Origin of the sequence: Plantibacter sp. VKM Ac-2880 (assembly GCF_015351235.1) — a bacterium.
Taxonomy (GTDB): Bacteria; Actinomycetota; Actinomycetes; order Actinomycetales; family Microbacteriaceae; genus Plantibacter.
This window is the reverse complement of the sequence record NZ_JADKSJ010000002.1, coordinates 216404-232911: the sequence shown is the minus strand read 5'-3', so window position 1 is coordinate 232911 and position 16508 is coordinate 216404. Positions and strand designations below refer to the sequence as shown.

The following is a 16508-nucleotide window of genomic DNA, read 5'->3' as shown; positions in this document are numbered from 1 at the left end:
CGCCGCTCTCCGGTGCGGGCCGCAAGGCCTGTCCGTCGTCGCGCCCCCTGGCTAGGCTGGGGGGATGCTGGAAGAGGAGTACGAGCCGAAGCGCCGACTGCCACCGCACCTGCGGAAGCCGCCGACGCCGGAGACGCCGTTCGCCTTCACCATGCGGGACGCGACCGCGGCCGACCTGCCCGACATCCGTGCGATCTACAACCACTACGTCGCCAACAGCATGGTGACGTTCGACGAGGACGCGATGACGCTCGCGGAGTGGCGGTCCAAGTTCGCCTACCTCCAGCGGCTCCAGCTGCCGTTCATCGTCGCGGTCAACCCGACCGGACAGATCCTCGGGTACGCGCTCTGCGCGCCGTGGAAACAGAAGCGCGCGTACCGGTTCACGGTGGAGAGTTCCATCTACCTCGGAGCGGCGGCGACGGGGAAGGGACTCGGCACCGACCTCCTCGGCGAACTCATCGAGCGCGCAAAGGCCGCGGGCCTCAAGGAGATGCTCGCGGTGATCGCCGACAAGGGCGCCGAGGCGTCGATCAAGCTGCACGAGAAGTTCGGCTTCACCGAGGTGGGGCGCATGGGCCGGGTCGGATTCAAGTTCGACCGGTGGATCGGCACGGTCCTGCTGCAGAAGTCGCTCAAGCGCTGACCGCTCGCGGGCGACCCTCGCGTTCCGGTCCCTGAGCCTGTCGAAGGTCCCTTCGACAAGCTCAGGGACCGGAGGACAAGCTCGGGGACCGGACGGGCTGTGGTGGCCACCGCACTTAGGCTGATCCCATGGCGGAACTCCACGAGCTGACGGCGCTCGAGCAGTGGCAGGCGTTGCAGCGCGACGAGGTGTCACCGACGGAGTTGGCACGGCACTACCTCGATCGGATCGAGCGGCTCGACGACGCGATCGGGGCGTTCACCTCGGTCGCCGCCGGATCGCTTGCCGGGCGGGTGGAGGCCGTCGAGCAGCTGTCGCGGACCGCACCGCTCTGGGGACTGCCGATCGGCGACAAGGACCTCGTGTCCCGCGCGGGGCAGCCCGTCCGCTTCGGGTCCCGGCTCACCGCTGAGTTCGTCGCGACGAGTGACGACGAGCTGGTCTCCGTGCTCGATCGCGCCGGTGCGGTGAGTCTCGGCAAGACTGCGACGCCGGAGTTCGGACTCTACGGCTACACGGAGCCGATCGGCGCCGAGCCGACGCGCAACCCGTGGGCCCTCGACCGCGGGGCCGCCGGTTCGAGCGGTGGAGCCGCCGCTGCCGTCGCCGCTCGACTGCTCCCGTTCGCGCCGGGCTCGGACGGCGGCGGGTCCGTCCGGATCCCGGCTGCCGCCTGCGGGCTCGTCGGCCTGAAACCGACCAGGGGACTCGTCCCGGCCGGGTCGGGCGTCGACCGGCTCGCCGGACTCGTGGTCCCCGGCCCGATCGCGCGGACGGTCGCCGATGCCGCCCTCCTCCTCGACGCGATGATCGAACGCGTCCACGGCCGGATCGACCACCACTTCACCCTCCGTGCGCCCGACGCCGACGACGGTCCACTGCTCGGCCATGCCGTCCGTGGTGAGGGACGGTTCCAACTGGCGGTCCTCGACGGGTCCCCGTGGGACGCCGCCTACGAGCTGTCCTACGATCCGGAGGCCCGGGCGGCGGTCGGTGTCGCGGTCGAGGCGTTTACCGCGATGGGCCACGGCATCGACGAGCTCGCCCTCCGCGACGCCGAACGCTACCCGGCCGACTTCACGACGATCTGGCAGGCCTCCGCCGCCGGTGTCCCGGCGTCCTCGGAAGCGGAGCTGGCGCTCCTCGAGCCGATCACGAGGTCACTCGTCGAACGGGGTCGGGCGCTGCCGGCCACACGGCTCATGGAGACGCTCGCCAGCCTCCTCCGGTTCGAGCGCAGCGTCCTCGCCCAGTTCGCCCCGTTCGACGCGATCATCACCCCCGCGCTCGCGCAGACACCGCGACCGATCGGCTGGTACGACGCGGTCTCGCCCGAGCTGAACTTCGAGCAGCAGGTGCGCTACGCCCCGCACACCTCGTTCGTGAACGCGACCGGCCTCCCGGCCATCACCCTCCCGGTGCACCAGACGGCAGATGGGCTGCCGATGGGCGTCCAGCTGATCGGCCGTCCCGGTGGCGAGACCACCCTCCTCGCCCTCGGTGCGCAGCTGGAGCGTCGGCTGCGCTGGCAGGACCGGGTGCCGCCCGTCGCGAGGTGAACGGGCCCAGCGACGTATGACGGGATGTGACGCGGTCACCCTGCCCGACACGGTCCGTCGCACCTAGGGTGCTGAAGCGGCCCGTTCGGAACGGATCGATCGGACCGCTCCAGCAGAGGAGCCCGTCATCACCGTCCAGTCCAGTCCCAAACGCCTCATCCTCAACCTGTTCGAGATGAACTGCGTGAGCCACATCACCCACGGCCTCTGGCGGCTGCCGGGCAACCGGCGCGAGCAGTACACCGACATCCGCTACTGGACCGAGCTCGCCCGCACGGCCGAGGCCGGCGGCTTCGACGCCGTCTTCATCGCCGACGTGGTCGGGACGTACGACGTCTTCCGCGGTGGCCCGGCGGACGCCCTGCGCGAGGGGCTGCAGATCCCGAACAACGACCCGCTGCTCATCGTGCCGGCGATGGCCGCCGTGACCGAGCACCTCGGGTTCGGGATCACCTTCTCGACGAGTTACGAACCACCGTTCGCCTTCGCCCGTCGCATGAGCACACTCGACCACCTGACGAACGGTCGTGTCGCGTGGAACATCGTCACCTCCTACCTGCCGAACGCCGCCCGGAACTTCGGCCTGGCCGAGGAGATCCCGCACGACGAGCGGTTCGCGATCGCCGAGGAGTACCTGGACGTCCTCTACAAGCTGTGGGAGGGCTCGTGGGACGACGACGCCGTCGTCCGCGACCGCGAGGCCGGCGTCTACTCCGATCCCGACAAGGTCCGGTACATCGACCACGTCGGGCGTTACTTCCAGGTCGCCGGGCCGCACCTGTCCGAGCCGAGCGCGCAACGGACACCGCTGCTGTACACCGCGACCGCCTCGCCGGCCGGGATCGCCTTCGCCGGACGGCATGCCGAAGCGGTGTTCACGGGTGTGCGCGGACCGGGCGGTGCGGGGCCGCTCCTTGAGCGGTTCCGTGCGGCGGCAGCCGACAACGGCCGTGACGGTACCGCCCTGAAGATCGTCGTCCAGGCCGCCGTGATCGTCGCGGCCACACAGGAGGAGGCCGAGGCGAAGGCGGCGCAGTACCGGGAACACGCGAGCCTCGTCGGCCGGTTCGTGCACGCCGGCCTGCCGTTCGATCCGCTGGCGCACCCGGAGGACCGGACGGTCGCCGAGGCGCTCGCCGCGGAGGGGGTCCCGGCCGACGCCCTGCCCCCGCAGGTGACGGCCGGCACCGTCGGTGAGTTCATCGCGCGCGTCGGCAGCGACCTCGAGCGGGACTTCTTCGCCGTCGGCACTCCGGAGGTCGTCGCGGACGAGATCGAGCGGTGGCTCGACGAGGTCGGGATCGACGGCATCAACCTGCGCCAGTACCACAGCCTCGACACGCTCACCGATTTCGTCGACCTCGTCGTGCCGGAGCTCCGTCGGAGGGGACGGCTGCGCGAGGGCTATCGACCGGGGGAGACGCTCCGCGAGCGACTGACCGGGGGAGCCGCCCGGCTCCCGTCCGACCACCCGGCGGCCCGGTACCGCGGCGGACGGAACCTCGAGCGCGACTCGAGCCGCTCCGAGGCCGTCGGATGAGCTCCCGCTGCCTCCTACGGGTGGGGGCGGCGGCACCCCGACGTAGGCTCGTCGTGACAGCGAGTGGAGGACGATCGGGTGGTGGACACCGGCACGGGGCGACGACCGGTCTCGCGGATACGCACCCGGCTCCTCGCCGGGCTCCGCTCGCGAATCCTCGCCGTCTTCGCGGTGGAGCAGGATCGCCCACCGCAGTGGACGCTCGACCTCGAGGACGGCACCGACACCGGGTACTTCACGCCCGAATCCGCCGCCTGGGTCGTCCACGGCGGCGTCGAGACCATGGTCGCCGGCCTCCGGGCGCTGCTCCTGCAGGCGGCCCACCCGGGGGCCCTCGCCGGGGTGCACGACTGGTCCCGCTATCGGGACGATCCGCTCGGGCGGCTCGACGGGACCATCCGCTGGATCTTCACGGTCACCTACGGCGACCGCGACACGGCTCGGCGGACGAGCGACTACGTCCTCCACCTGCATGAGCGGGTCGTCGGCGAGTACCTGGACGCCCACGGGGTGACGCGACCGTACGCGGCCAACGATCCAGACCTCCTGCGGTGGGTCCACCTGGCGTTCACCGACGCCTTCCTGAGCGTGCGGCAGACCTGGGGCGGCCCGATCCCGGGCGGCGCGGACGCCTACGTCGCCGACTGGGCACTCGCGGGCGAGCTGATGGGTGTCGTCGACCCGCCGCGGTCGGAGGCGGAGCTGGCCCGACAGTTGCGCGGGTATCTCAACCGGGGCGAACTCACCGGCGGCCCGCGGGTGGACGAGACCCTGGCGTTCCTCCGTCGGCCACCGCTCGACCGCTCACTGCTGCCCGCGTACTCGATCCTCTTCGCCGGCGCTGTCGCGACGCTCCCGCCCGAGTACCGCCGCATCCTCGGGCTCCGGACAGCGCACCTCGGCCCGATCCCGCTGCCGGTCGTGACCGCGACGAGGGTCGTCCTCTGGGTCGTCGGCCTCGTGCTCCACGGCGAGTCGCCCAGCCAGCGTGCGGCCCTGCGGCGGCACCGTCGACTGGCGAACCCGGCCGTCTGACGCCCTTCGACAGGCTCAGGGACCGGGGCGGTGGCTCAGGCTCCGGGGCGGTGGCTCAGCGACCGGGGCGGCGGCTCAGGACCGGGACGGCGTCAGAGGCGGGGGACCGAGGCGAGGAGCTGGGTCGTGTACGGGTGCGAGGGCCGACTGAGGACCCGCGACACGGGACCCTCCTCGACGATCGCGCCGTCGCGCATGACGACGACCCGGTCGCAGAGATGCTGCACCACCCCGATGTCGTGCGAGACGAGCACGATCGCCAGGCCGAGCTCCTGGCGGAGCCCGCCGAGCAGGTCGAGGATCTGCGCGCGGACGGTGACGTCGAGCGCGCTCAGCGGTTCGTCGCCGACGAGCAGCCGCGGGCGGTGCACGATCGCGCGCGAGAGGGCGATGCGTTGGCGTTGACCACCCGAGAACTCGTGGGGGAAGCGGTCGGCGGCGTCCGCCTCGAGCCCGACCAGGCGCAGCACCTCGCCGACCCGGGAACGGTGGTCACCGTCGATCCCGAGCGCCTCGAGGGGTTCGGCGACGATCCGGCCCACCCGCATCCGCGGATCGAGCGACGCGTAGGGGTCCTGGAACACGACACCGGTCTGCCGGCGGAACCAGTGCAGGCTGCGGGCACTCGCCGCGGTGCTCACCGGGCGGCCGTCGAACTCGACCGAGCCCGAGCTCGGGGTGTCGAGCGCGAGGAGGAGTCGCACGAGCGTGGACTTCCCCGACCCGGACTCACCGATGATCCCGACCGCCTCCCCGGGGGCGACGACGAGGTTGCTCGGGTGGAGCGCGACCGTGCGGCTCGGGCGCTGGAAGAGGGATTCCCGCGGGTTCGTGTACACCCGGCTGACACCCTGGGCGCGCAGGAGCGGCTCAGTCATCGTCCTCGCCCTTCCAGCTCATCGTCTTCGCGGCCGCCAGGAGTCGCTGCGTCACGGGTGACTCCGGGGCCGACAGCAGGCGCGCGACGGGTCCTGCCTCGACGACCTTCCCCTGCGCGAGCACCACGGCATCGCTCGCGATCCGGGAGAGGACGGCGAGGTCGTGGGTGATGAAGACGAGCGACGCCCCCGTCTCGCTCACGAGGCGCTCGAAGAGGCCGAGGATCTCCGACTGGATCGTGACGTCGAGCGCTGTGGTCGGTTCGTCCGCGATGAGCAACGACGGACCGCAGGCGAGGGCGATGGCCGCTGCGACCCGCTGCCGCTGCCCGCCGGAGAGCTGGTGCGGGTATCGGCGGACGATGCGCTCGGGCTCCGGCAGCCGCACCCGGGCGGCAAGGTCGACGGCTCGGGCGAGGGCGTCCCGCTTCGACATCCCCTCGTGGATGCGGAGCGGTTCGCCGATCTGCCGGCCGATCGTCCGGATCGGATTCAGCGCCGTCCGCGGCTCTTGGAACACGATGCCGATCTCCCGGCCGCGGATCCTCGCGAGCTCGCGGTCGTCGCGGCCGACGAGCTCCTCGCCCTGCCACCGGATGCTGCCGCTCACCGTCGCGCCGTCGGGGAGGAGGCCGAGGATCGCGAGCGCGGTCAACGACTTCCCCGAGCCGGACTCGCCGATGATGCCGAACCGGGCACCGTCCGGGACGCTGAACCCGACCCCGTCGACGACGCGGCGGCCACCGAGCGTGATGACGAGGTCTTCGACGTCGAGACTCATGCGGTCACCCCCTGCGGTGAGGTGGGCGTCGAGGCGGGCCCGCGCCGGCCGAGGGTCGGGTCGGTCGCATCGCGCAGGGCGTCCCCCAGGAGGTTGAGGCCGAGGACGGTGATCGTGATGGCGAGCCCCGGCCACAGCACGGACAGCGGGTGCACGGCGAGGTAGGTCTGCAGCTCGCTGAGCATGCGCCCCCAGGACGGGACGCTGGAGGGCGCACCGTACCCGAGGTAGGAGAGGCCTGCTTCGGCCAGGACCGCGACCGCCATCGACCACGACAACTGCACGATGAACACCGGCGCGACGTTCGGGAGGAGGTGTCGGGTGAGGTTCCGGAACGGCCCGAGTCCCGCGGCCTTCCCCGCGAGCACGTACTCGCTGTTCGAGACGCGGCGGATCTCGGGGCGGGTGACCCGGGCGATGTTCACCCCGAAGCTGATGCCGACGGCCCAGACGACGACCCACAGTGAGCCGCCGAACACGGAGGCGATCATCATCGCGATGAGCAGCGTCGGGAACGCGATGAGGATGTCGATGAGGACGGCCACGGTCTCCCGCACCCACCGCCGTGTCAACGAGCCGAGGGCGGCGAGCGCGACCCCGACGACGGTCGACACCACGGCGGAACCGATCGCCACGGCCACGGTGACGCGGGCACCGACGAGGAGCAGGCTGAAGATGTCCCGCCCGACCTCGTCCGTTCCGAGGAGATGGCTGGGCGAGGGGGACAGCCACTTCGAGAACGGGTCGGTGAGCTGGGGGTCGTGCGGCGTCCAGAGGAAGGAGACGCCGGCGCTCACGAGGAGCAGGGCGACGACCGCGAGACCGAACACCCCGGCGGGGCTGCCCAGGAGGGCGCGGAGCCCGCTCGCACCGGAGCGACGCGACCGCTCGGCTTGATGCGCGGTCATGCGGCACGCTCCCGTTCCCGGAGCCGCGGGTCGGCCAGCCGATGGACGACGTCCACGACGGCCCCGATCACGAGGACCACGCCCGTGAGCACGAGGAGCTCACCCTGGACCTTCACGAGGTCGCGGTTGCCGACGTCCGCGACGAGCATGCGGCCGATCCCCGGCAGGGTGAAGAGCTGTTCGATGATGACGCTCCCGACGATGAGACCGGCGATCTGGAGCCCGAGCACGGTGACGACCGAGAGGGCGACGTTCGGCAGCCCGTGGCGGACGAGCGCCTGCGAGCGCGTCAGCCCCTTGGCGGCCGCGGTCCGGACGTAGTCCTGGCCGATGGCGTCGAGCGCGGCGGAGCGCACGAAGCGCAGCAGGACGGCGCCCTCGACGACGCCGATCGTGAGGGCCGGGAGGAGGAGGGAACGGATGGCCGCCAGCGGGTCGTTCCAGCCGGCGCGGGGGAAGCCCTGCGCGGGCAACCAACCGAGGACGACGGCGAACAGGAGCACGAGCATCATGCCGGCCCAGACGACCGGGACGGCGGCGAGTCCTTGCGACGCGAAGGAGATGATCGTGCCGGTCGCGCGCGTGCGTCGCACCGCCGCCAGCACGCCGAGCGGCACACTGAACGCGAGGGCGATGACGAGGGCCATGAGGCCGAGCGGCACCGTGACCTGCGCCTTCTCGGCGAGCTCACTCGCGACGGGGGTGCCCGTGACGAGGGAGTTCCCGAGGTCGCCGCGGAGCAGACCGCCGATCCAGTCCAGGTATTGGAGGAGCACGGGCTGCCCGAGTCCCAACCGGTCGCGGATCGCGGCGACCGCCTCGGGGGTCGCATCGGTCCCGGCGATGACCTGGGCGACGTCGCCCGGGAGCACCCTGATGGTGAAGAAGATCAGGGCGCTGGCGGCGAGGAGCCCGACGAGGAGGAGCACGAGCCTCGTCAGGAGGAACCGGGTCACCCGGTCACGGCGACCTTCGCCAGGTTGATGCGCGAGTTGACCGAGTCCACGGGGAAGCCGGTCACGCCGTCGCGCACCACCGTGAGGGTGATCGCGGTGTAGAGCCAGTCGGCGGCGTTGTCCTTGGACACGAGGTACGCCGCCTCCTTGAGCTTCTGGGCTGCGACGGCCGGATCGGTCGCCGCTACGGATTCAGCATAGAGCGACTGGACCTGCGCGTTGTCGTAGCCGAAGTAGTAGTTCGGGTTCGCCCAGTTCTGGAAGTCGCGTGCCTCGACGTGGTTCACGTAGCTGAGGTCGTAGTCCTTGTTCGTGTAGACGTCGTTCAGCCAGGTGGGGAACTCGACGCTGTTCACCGTGAGGGTGACGCCGATGGCCTTGAACTCGGAGACGAGGACGTTGGCGACGGAGGTGCCGTAGAAGCTCGGGATGGTGAGCGTCAGCGACAGGTTCTCCTGGCCGGCCTGGGCGAGGAGCGCTTTCGCCTGCTCGGGGTCGTAGTCCACCAGCTCCTTGAGGTTCTCGTACCCGGGGTCGAGTTCCGGGATCGGCCCGTACTGTTCGACGGCGGCGCCGCCGACGGCTTCGACGATGGCCGCGTGGTCGATGGCCGTGCGGAGGGCCTGGCGGACCAGGGGGTCGTTGAGCGGTGCGCGCTGGTTGTTGAAGGCGAGGGTGTACTTGTCGGTCGTCTTGCCCTCGGTGACCGTGAACCCGTCGGCACGCGTGATCTGGTCCTTGAGGTTCGCGTCGAGCGCGGTCTGCACGTCGAGCTCGCCGGCGAGGGTCGCGTTCACGGCGGAGGCGGCGTCGGGGATGTAGCTGAAGACGACCTCTTTGACCTTCGGGGCATCGCCCCAGTAGCCGTCGTACCGCTCGAAGGTGATGCTGTCGCCCTGCTTCCAGGTCTTCAGCGTGAACGGGCCGGTGCCGTTCGCGGTGGTCGACAGGTCGTTGTCGGCACCGGACTGGAGGACGAGTCCCGCACGACCGGTCAGGGTCCAGAGCAGGTTGGAGTCGGGGGAGGTGAGCTGCAGCTGCACCGTCGTGTCGTCGACGGCGGTGACCGTGGCGAGCTTCTGCAGCGCCACGTTGTCGACGAAGGACGGGTCCTGCTGCACCTGGGTGATCGAATTCACCACGTCGGCGGCGGTCATCGTCGCGCCGTCGTGGAAGGTCACGCCGTCGCGCAGGACGAAGGTGTACGTGAGGCCGTCGGGGCTGATCTCGTGGCTCTTCGCGAGCGTGTCGACGATCTGGTTGTCCTCGGTGCGCGAGACGAGCCCCTGGTAGACGTTGTCGACGAGGATCTGGTCGAGCGCGGCGCCCGAGGTGGTGCGGATGTTGAGGTCCGAGGGCTCGAGGACGAGCCCGACCCGCAGGCTCGCGTCGGCGTCGGGCGTCGGTGTGGCGGCGGGGCCGGCGCAACCGGTGAGGACGAGCGCGGCGCCGGTGACCGCGATCGCGGCGGTGAGGAGCTGACGACGCAGCTGACGATGACGCATGGTGGTCCTTTCGGGGGATGCAGGGTGGCAGGCATCTGAGACGCACAACCGGTTCCGGGCAGCGGGGATTCCCGCGTCGGCCGGACGGATAGTGGACCGCGTCCGGAAAAGCCGCTTCGCTGGGGCTCCAGCGAGCGTACCCGGGTCGGTGAGGGGGTGCCAGCCGGGTGGTCGGCGGGCGTCACAGAGTGATCGGATCGTGATGTGCTCCGCCGGCTCGGAATCCACCTGGGACGGGTCGGAAGTGAGCTTAGGCATGCCTATACTGATCGCGTGAGTTATTTCGAGGATCCGGCGGAATTCGCCGTCGCCGACGCGCGGCACGTGCTGCTGGCGGGCGACGAGTCGTCGATCGGAGAGCTGTCCGAGGTGCTCGCCCTCCTGCCGATCTGCGCCCGTGGCCAGGTGTTCGTCGAGGTCGACGACGCCGCGTCCATCACCACCCTGCAGTCACCCGGCCGCGTCGTCGTGACCTGGCTCGTCCGCGCGGCCCGTTCCGGTGAGCCGGGAACCGGCGCGAGGTGCGCCCGTGGCCAGGCGGCTGCGCGCGCCACCCGGGCCTGGGCGAGCGAGATGCTCGACGTCGAGGGTCATGACTCGGCCGAGTACCACGTGTGGATCGGCGGCGAGACGGAGCACCTCGCGGGACTCCGGAACGACCTCCGCATGACCCTGGCCGGCATGGACGCACGCCTGCGTCGCCGCTCGGAGGAGCGCGCCTCGCACTGACCGGCTCCGCCGTGACGACGCGTGGCTCAGCGACGCTTCGGCAGGTATCCGCCGGCCTCGAGGCCGGCTTCGATCTCGAACCGGTTCCGCAACGGGTCACGCCCGGCGATGCCGTACATGAGCGGGAAGAGCATCCCGTAGCGCTGCCACTGACGCTTGTGCACCGCCTCGTGCTCCAGGACGCGCGTCGACACGTTCCGGTCCGTGAGGTACACCCCACCGACGCAGGATCCGCCGCGCCCGAAGGTCCACGAGGGCATGCCGCGGAAGACGATCATCCCGCCTCGTCGTTCCACGGGACCGGTGCTCCAGATCGCGCCCCACACGAGGCCGGTGAGCGTGGCGTACCAGTACCCGATGCGGCTCACGGGCGAGTCGAGCCACGGTCCTCCTGACCGCCTGCTCAGCGCCGCGTCTCCCGGCCGATCGGTCATGCACCGCTCCGGTAGGTCTCGAGGAGCCGCAACCAGATCTCGCTCATCGTCGGGTAGGACGGCACGGCGTGCCAGAGCCGGTGCAGCGGCACCTCGCCCACGACGGCGATGGTCGCCGCATGGACGAGTTCGGCCACGTCCTGGCCCACGAAGGTCATCCCGACGATCACGCCGCGCTCCTCGTCGACGACCATCCTCGCCTGCCCGGTGTAGCCGTCGGCGTGGAGGCTCGAGCCTGCGATGCCACCGAGGTCGTAGTCGACGACCCGGTGGTCGATCCCCGCCTGCTCGGCCTGCTTGGCCGTCAGCCCGACGGCGGCGACCTCTGGCTCGGAGAAGACGACCTGCGGCACGGCGCGGTGGTCCGCGGTCGCAGCGTGGTCGCTCCACGGGCTGGGATCGACGTCCTCGCCGTTCGCCCGCGCGGCGATGACCGCCCCCGCCGCACGTGCTTGGTACTTGCCCTGGTGCGTCAGGAGCGCCCGGTGGTTCACGTCGCCGACGGCGTACAGCCAGTCGCTGCCCGGCACGCGGAGCTGGTCGTCGACGTCGATCCACGCGCCCGGTTCCAGCCCCACGGTCTCGAGTCCGAGATCGTCCGTCCGCGGCGTCCGTCCGGTGGCCACGACGAGTTCGTCGGCGGTCACGGCGTCGTGGTCGTCGAAGTCGAGCGTCACGGCGCCGCCGTCGGCAGCCCGCGACACGGCGGTGGGGGAGGCGTGCACGATCGTCACCCCGAGCTCCCGGAGGGACGATTCGACGAGCTCCCCGGCGAAGGGTTCGTTTGCGCCAAGCAGACCGCGGCGCGCGACGAGGGTGACGTCGACACCCAGCGAGCGGTAGGCGGTCGCGAGTTCGACGGCCACGACCCCGCCCCCGAGGAACGCGACGGAGCTCGGCAGGGCCTGCACGCTGGTCGCCTCACGGCTCGTCCAGGGGCGCACCTCGGCCAGTCCCGCGATGTCGGGGAGGAGGGCGGCGGATCCCGTGCAGACAGCGACGGCGTGGGTCGCCGAGAGCACGGTCGTCGTGCCGTCGGCGGCCGTCACGGTGACCTCGCGCTCACCAGTGAGGCGGCCGTGCCCACGGACCAGCTCGAGGCCGGCCCCCTCGAGCCACTCGACCTGACCGGCGTCCGACCAGTCGCTCGTGAACGAGTCGCGGCGCGCGAGGACCTTCAGCGGGTCGAGTGCGGTGTCCTCGGGGATGGACCCACCGGTGCGCTTCGCGGCTCGGAGGGCCGCCCCCGAGCGGATGAGCGCCTTCGAGGGCATACACGCCCAGTAGGAGCACTCGCCGCCGACCAGTTCGCTCTCGACGACGACCACGCTGAGCCCGCCGCGGTGGGCGTAGTCGGCGACGTTCTCGCCGACGGGTCCGGCTCCGATGACGACGAGATCGACGGTTCGGCTCATGGGGTGACTCCTGTCGGGTTGGTGCGGTTCGGGTTCGGGTCGCGGCTGACCGCGCCGATGATGCGGAGGATGGTGCCGAGGTCGTCGGACGCGGCCTCGGGGGTGGCCGGGGAGAAGCCGGTGACGCCGGCACCGGCGAAGCCGAAGCGGGCGCGGAGGGCGGTGATGCACTCCATCAGGGTGCCGAGCTCCAGGCCGAACGGGACGGCCGAGCTGACGCCGGCGATGACGGAGGGGTCGAGGACGTCGACGTCCACGTGGAGGTAGACCCGCTCCGCGCCCGTCGCCTCGACGGCCGCGACGACCTCGGCCGCGCTCGTCATCACCGAGGAGACCATCGGGATGCCGCGCTCTTCGATGTGCGCGAGCTCACCGTCGTCGAGGTCGCGCACGCCGACGAGGACCAGCCGCTCGGGGTCGAGCGGTGCCTCCGGTAACAGCATCGCCGCGCCTTCGCCCGTGAGCGCCCGCGTGACCATGCCGCTGAACGCGCCGGAGGGCGAGCTGAGCGGGGTGTTGAGGTCGCCGTGCGCATCGAACCAGACCACCGCGATCCCGGGGTCGCGCCGGAGGGCTTCGCCGACGGAGGCGAGTTCGACGCCGCAGTCCCCGCCGATGGTGATGACCGGCTCGTCGATCCCCGCGAGCGCCTGCCGCTGCAGACCGGCGGTCGTCGCCAGCGAACTGGCGCGCCGGATGCCGGTGTCGAGGGCTTCGCCGGCCTCGGCCGGGACGTGGACGAGCGTGGTCGCCGCGACCGGCAGGTCTCCGCGGATCGCTTCGGCTCCATCGATCAACTGCATGGCCCTGGACGAACCGGAGCCCTGCCACTGGGGGACGACGACGAACTGCGTCATGCGATGCCTTCCTGGGGGTGGTGCGGCGGTGCGTGGGGCGATGGCGACGGGCCCCGGGTCGCCCCGGGGACCCGTCGGGTCGTCGTTACCGACCGGCGTTCGGCGTGAACTCGGGGCCCGAGGACTCGATCGCGGGCGACGACGGCGCGCCGCTCTTCAGCGCGGCCAAGCGGGCCTCGACCTCGGTCAGCTCGCCGAGGTCCTCGAGGTCGTTGAACTGCGCGTCGAGGCTCGAGGCGGCGAGCTCCTGCTGACCGAGCACCTTCGCCTCCTCGCGACGGATCTTGTCTTCGTAGCGACTCAGGTCGCTCGTCGGGTCCATGATGTCGATGCTTCCGACCGCGTCCGCGACCTTGCGCTGGGCTTCGGCGGTCTTCGCGCGGGCGACGAGCTCGCTGCGCTTCGTCTTCAGCTGCTCGAGCTTCGACTTCATGCCGTTGAGGCCGTTCTTCAGCTGCTCGACGACCTTCGTCTGCGACGCGAGCTGCGGCTCGGCCTGCTTGGCCTCGTTCTCCGCGCCGATCTGGCGCTGGAGGGCGATCTTCGCGAGGTTGTCGAACTTGTCCGCGTCGGCGGTATTGCCGGCCTGCCGGTACTCGTCGGCCTTCCGGCTGGCGGCCAGCGCCTTGGTGCCCCACTCCGAGGCCGCTTCGACGTCCTGCTGGTGGTCCTGTTCGAGGAGGCGGAGGTTGCCGATGGTCTCGGCGATCGCGCTCTCGGCGTCGGCGATGGAGTTCGTGTAGTCGCGGACCATCTGGTCGAGCATCTTCTGCGGGTCCTCGGCGGAGTCGAGCAGCGCGTTGATGTTGGCCTTGGTCAGCTGGGCGATGCGTCCGAAGATGGACTGCTTCTCTGCCATGGTGTGGTTCCTCTCTCTGGTCCTGCTGGATCGGTTGGGTTCGTCTCGGACACTGGGATCTGATGGCTGCGCGGGGTCAGAATCGGCCACCGCCGCGCCTCGAGCGGGTGCCTCCGCCGCCGAAGCTGCCGGCGCTGCGTGAGCGACCGCCGCCGCCGCCGAACATGCCGCCGCCACTGCGTGACCGGCTGCCGCCGCCGCCCCCGCCGAACATGCCGCCCCCGGAGCGCGAACCGCCGCCCCCGCCGAGGACGGAGTTGATGAGGATGCCGCCGAGCACGGCGCCGAGCATGCCGTTGCCGCCGCCCTGACCGCCGCCGCCGAACATCCCGTCGAGGCCGCCGGCCGACTGGTTCTGGAATTGTCCGAGATCGGCCTGGGCGAGCTGCACGGCCTGGCCGGCGAGCGTGATGGCACGCTGGGCGAGGGAGAGGGCCTGCGTCGGGTCGGTCGGGGCGAGGCCCTGCGCCTGCACGAGGCTGCGTCCGGCTTCGGCGAGACGGGTCCTCGCCTCCGGCCCGACGGCGCCGCGTCGGGACACGACGAAGTCCTCCGCGGCGGACACCTGCGCCTGCGCAGTCTGCAGGGTCTGGCCGAGCGCGGCGACCGCGCGCCGCCGCTGCTCGGCCGCGGTGCGGACCCCTTGCAGGGCCCCGTCGATCTGGGCGTTGGCGGCGTCCAGCCGGGCGAGCAGGGCGATCGGGTTGTTTGGCGCGCCGAGCGCGGTCCGCACCTGGGCGACCGTGGCGGACGTGCTCGCGACGGCCGCCGCGAGGCTCCCGGTCGGATCCGTCTGGCCGGCCGCGGCGGCGACGTCGCCGTCGAGTTCGGCGAGCCGAGCGGCCACCTGCTGCTCGGCGGCCATCAGATCCGCCTGCAGGCGCTTGACTGCGCCCGTCAGTTGCGTGCTCTGGTCGAGCGCCTCCTCCGCGGCGCGGATGCCGACGGCAGCCTCGCCCGAATCGCCGGCGGCGAGCCTGGCCGCAGCGTCGGCGACGGCCGCGGAGGCGAAGGTGAGGCGCTCGGCCGCCTCCGACGGGTTGTCGATGACCGTGATGAGCGCGTCGGGCGTGTACCTCGCCTGCAGGGCGGTCACCGTCTCGCGAGCCGTCTGCACCGCGGGTTCCGCGGCGGCCGTCCTCGCTCGGAGCTCCTCGACGGCCGCCGGCGCGTTCCGCTCGAGGGCGCGGAGTTCGTCGAAGGACGCGGCCTGTTCGTCGAGAACGTGGTTCGCGTGTTCGCAGCGTCGGATGATCTCGATGTTCCAGTCGCGCTGCTGCTGCTCGGTGTCCGGTTCGGCGTCGTCGAGCCGCTGCCGCAGCGCGAACGCCTGCGTGAGCTGCTCCTTCGCTCCGGCGAGGGCTGCGGTGAACGCCGCCGTGGCCTGCTCGCCGTAGGAGGCGGTCGCGAAGCCGAGTTCCTCCTCGCTCGTGCGGACGGCGTCGTCGGTCTGCACGAGGGCGCTTCCGGCAAGTCGCTCGAGCTCCGGGATCGGTGTGGTCGTCAGCGGATCGACCGGCGCGCCCGCTCGCCCGGTCACAGCCGGGCCCTGACCAGACGAGCCGCGCCGCCGGCGGAGGAAGACGACCAGGAGGACGACGGCCACGACCGCCACGACGACGATCAGCAGGATGGTCAGCCATCCGGCCGAGCCGCCACCGTCGGTCCCCGAGGAGCCGGTGGACCCGCCGCCCACTGCGGAGCCGAGGCCCTGGGCGGCCGCGACGCCGGCACCGGCCCAGTCCTCGTCACGCAGCTGCGGCAGGATGCGCTGCTGCTCGATCTCGGTGAGCTGGTCGCCGCTGACCGGACCGCTGGAGTCACCGGAGAGGTAGTAGGCGCGACCCTCCGTCGCGATGGCCAGGAGGTACTGGTTCGGTGCGAGGTTGTTGTCCTCGGCGGTCCTGTTCGCCCACCCCTCGGCGTCGCTCGGATCCGTGAAGGTCGGGACGTACACGACCCAGAGGTCGACGCCGTGCTCGGAGGAGAGGTCGTCGACCGCGGCCGTGATCTCGGAGACCTGGGCTGCGTTCAGGACGCCGGCGCTGTCCGAGACGCGTCCGGCTCCGAGGTCCACGGGGCTCTCCGCCCAGGCTGCGGTCGCCCCCGCGCCGAGGAGCATGGCCAGGCAGAACGCCCAGATCGATACCGCCCAGCGAACCCGCATCGGCCACCTCGTCACTCGTTCGGACCCGTCGAGCCCCACCCCGCGGCTCGGGTCCGAGTCTAGGTCCGGGACCAGCACTTCTCTACCGGTGCCTGTGGGCGGGGGAGCCGGCTGCGAGCTGTGCTATGCGGCGCCGACACCTCGGACGTCGTCACTCTGTTACCGACCGTGACGCCTCCGGTCGCGTCCGCGGATCGGCGCGACGAGACTGGTGGCGTCCCCGTCGCGGAACCCCTGGA

Annotated in this window: 15 protein-coding genes; 5 read left to right on the top strand and 10 right to left on the bottom strand. The window is 71.5% G+C overall.

Annotation, left to right across the window (positions count from 1 at the left end; all coding sequences use genetic code 11):
- Positions 1 to 64: 64 nt before the first annotated feature.
- From ITJ57_RS13295 to ITJ57_RS13280, 4 genes are all read left to right on the top strand, one after another.
- Positions 65 to 646 (top strand): GNAT family N-acetyltransferase, encoded by a 582-nt coding sequence (locus ITJ57_RS13295; protein ID WP_056012546.1) that lies wholly within the window; start codon positions 65 to 67, stop codon positions 644 to 646.
- Between the two features lie 128 nt (positions 647 to 774).
- Complete coding sequence (locus ITJ57_RS13290) at positions 775 to 2205, top strand: amidase (protein WP_194670593.1); 1431 nt, start codon at positions 775 to 777, stop codon at positions 2203 to 2205.
- A gap of 175 nt (positions 2206 to 2380) precedes the next feature.
- Positions 2381 to 3745, top strand: coding sequence for an NtaA/DmoA family FMN-dependent monooxygenase (locus ITJ57_RS13285; RefSeq protein ID WP_194670592.1), 1365 nt, complete (start codon positions 2381 to 2383; stop codon positions 3743 to 3745).
- A gap of 81 nt (positions 3746 to 3826) precedes the next feature.
- Positions 3827 to 4780: an oxygenase MpaB family protein gene (locus ITJ57_RS13280; protein WP_370582394.1), complete on the top strand. Its 954-nt coding sequence runs from the start codon at positions 3827 to 3829 to the stop codon at positions 4778 to 4780.
- A gap of 92 nt (positions 4781 to 4872) precedes the next feature.
- Here the strand turns inward: ITJ57_RS13280 and ITJ57_RS13275 are convergent, their stop codons facing one another.
- The 5 genes from ITJ57_RS13275 to ITJ57_RS13255 are packed head-to-tail and all read right to left on the bottom strand — an operon-like array spanning position 4873 to position 9808.
- A complete protein-coding gene (locus ITJ57_RS13275) occupies positions 4873 to 5658 on the bottom strand; it encodes an ABC transporter ATP-binding protein (RefSeq protein ID WP_194670591.1) in 786 nt (261 codons plus the stop codon).
- Complete coding sequence (locus ITJ57_RS13270) at positions 5651 to 6439, bottom strand: ABC transporter ATP-binding protein (protein ID WP_194670590.1); 789 nt, start codon at positions 6437 to 6439, stop codon at positions 5651 to 5653. Before ITJ57_RS13270 ends, ITJ57_RS13275 begins: the two co-directional genes overlap by 8 nt.
- Positions 6436 to 7347, bottom strand: a complete 912-nt coding sequence (locus ITJ57_RS13265; protein ID WP_194670589.1) for an ABC transporter permease — start codon at positions 7345 to 7347, stop codon at positions 6436 to 6438. The genes ITJ57_RS13270 and ITJ57_RS13265 overlap by 4 nt, the downstream gene beginning before the upstream one ends.
- A complete protein-coding gene (locus tag ITJ57_RS13260) occupies positions 7344 to 8303 on the bottom strand; it encodes an ABC transporter permease (protein ID WP_194670588.1) in 960 nt (319 codons plus the stop codon). Before ITJ57_RS13260 ends, ITJ57_RS13265 begins: the two co-directional genes overlap by 4 nt.
- Positions 8300 to 9808, bottom strand: a complete 1509-nt coding sequence (locus ITJ57_RS13255) for an ABC transporter substrate-binding protein (protein WP_194670587.1) — start codon at positions 9806 to 9808, stop codon at positions 8300 to 8302. Before ITJ57_RS13255 ends, ITJ57_RS13260 begins: the two co-directional genes overlap by 4 nt.
- 273 nt (positions 9809 to 10081) lie before the next feature.
- Here ITJ57_RS13255 and ITJ57_RS13250 point away from each other — a divergent pair, with 273 nt between their 5' ends.
- Positions 10082 to 10537, top strand: a complete 456-nt coding sequence (locus ITJ57_RS13250; protein ID WP_194670586.1) for an SIP domain-containing protein — start codon at positions 10082 to 10084, stop codon at positions 10535 to 10537.
- Between the two features lie 26 nt (positions 10538 to 10563).
- Here the strand turns inward: ITJ57_RS13250 and ITJ57_RS13245 are convergent, their stop codons facing one another.
- The 5 genes from ITJ57_RS13245 to ITJ57_RS19680 all read right to left on the bottom strand — a co-directional run bounded on the left by ITJ57_RS13245 (position 10564) and on the right by ITJ57_RS19680 (position 16269).
- Positions 10564 to 10971, bottom strand: a complete 408-nt coding sequence (locus ITJ57_RS13245) for a Fe-S oxidoreductase (RefSeq protein WP_194670585.1) — start codon at positions 10969 to 10971, stop codon at positions 10564 to 10566.
- Positions 10968 to 12386 carry an NAD(P)/FAD-dependent oxidoreductase gene (locus tag ITJ57_RS13240; RefSeq protein WP_194670584.1) on the bottom strand — a complete coding sequence of 473 codons (1419 nt, stop codon included), beginning with the start codon at positions 12384 to 12386 and terminating at the stop codon, positions 10968 to 10970. The genes ITJ57_RS13245 and ITJ57_RS13240 overlap by 4 nt, the downstream gene beginning before the upstream one ends.
- Positions 12383 to 13243 (bottom strand): arginase family protein, encoded by an 861-nt coding sequence (locus ITJ57_RS13235; RefSeq protein WP_194670583.1) that lies wholly within the window; start codon positions 13241 to 13243, stop codon positions 12383 to 12385. Before ITJ57_RS13235 ends, ITJ57_RS13240 begins: the two co-directional genes overlap by 4 nt.
- Before the next feature lie 85 nt (positions 13244 to 13328).
- Positions 13329 to 14102, bottom strand: coding sequence for a PspA/IM30 family protein (locus ITJ57_RS13230; protein WP_194670582.1), 774 nt, complete (start codon positions 14100 to 14102; stop codon positions 13329 to 13331).
- A 76-nt stretch (positions 14103 to 14178) separates the two neighbouring features.
- Positions 14179 to 16269, bottom strand: a complete 2091-nt coding sequence (locus tag ITJ57_RS19680) for a TPM domain-containing protein (protein ID WP_194670581.1) — start codon at positions 16267 to 16269, stop codon at positions 14179 to 14181.
- Positions 16270 to 16508 lie beyond the last annotated feature (239 nt).

Excerpts from the sequence above, each read along its gene's own strand:
- ITJ57_RS13270 (WP_194670590.1), bottom strand. The coding sequence starts at position 6,439 with ATGAGTCTCGACGTCGAAGACCTCGTCATCACGCTCGGTGGCCGCCGC.
- ITJ57_RS13275 (WP_194670591.1), bottom strand. The coding sequence starts at position 5,658 with ATGACTGAGCCGCTCCTGCGCGCCCAGGGTGTCAGCCGGGTGTACACG.
- ITJ57_RS13285 (WP_194670592.1), top strand. The coding sequence starts at position 2,381 with ATGAACTGCGTGAGCCACATCACCCACGGCCTCTGGCGGCTGCCGGGC.
- ITJ57_RS13230 (WP_194670582.1), bottom strand. The coding sequence starts at position 14,102 with ATGGCAGAGAAGCAGTCCATCTTCGGACGCATCGCCCAGCTGACCAAG.
- ITJ57_RS13245 (WP_194670585.1), bottom strand. The coding sequence starts at position 10,971 with ATGACCGATCGGCCGGGAGACGCGGCGCTGAGCAGGCGGTCAGGAGGA.
- ITJ57_RS13290 (WP_194670593.1), top strand. The coding sequence starts at position 775 with ATGGCGGAACTCCACGAGCTGACGGCGCTCGAGCAGTGGCAGGCGTTG.
- ITJ57_RS19680 (WP_194670581.1), bottom strand. The coding sequence starts at position 16,269 with ATGCGGGTTCGCTGGGCGGTATCGATCTGGGCGTTCTGCCTGGCCATG.
- ITJ57_RS13255 (WP_194670587.1), bottom strand. The coding sequence starts at position 9,808 with ATGCGTCATCGTCAGCTGCGTCGTCAGCTCCTCACCGCCGCGATCGCG.
- ITJ57_RS13240 (WP_194670584.1), bottom strand. The coding sequence starts at position 12,386 with ATGAGCCGAACCGTCGATCTCGTCGTCATCGGAGCCGGACCCGTCGGC.
- ITJ57_RS13265 (WP_194670589.1), bottom strand. The coding sequence starts at position 7,347 with ATGACCGCGCATCAAGCCGAGCGGTCGCGTCGCTCCGGTGCGAGCGGG.
- ITJ57_RS13235 (WP_194670583.1), bottom strand. The coding sequence starts at position 13,243 with ATGACGCAGTTCGTCGTCGTCCCCCAGTGGCAGGGCTCCGGTTCGTCC.
- ITJ57_RS13295 (WP_056012546.1), top strand. The coding sequence starts at position 65 with ATGCTGGAAGAGGAGTACGAGCCGAAGCGCCGACTGCCACCGCACCTG.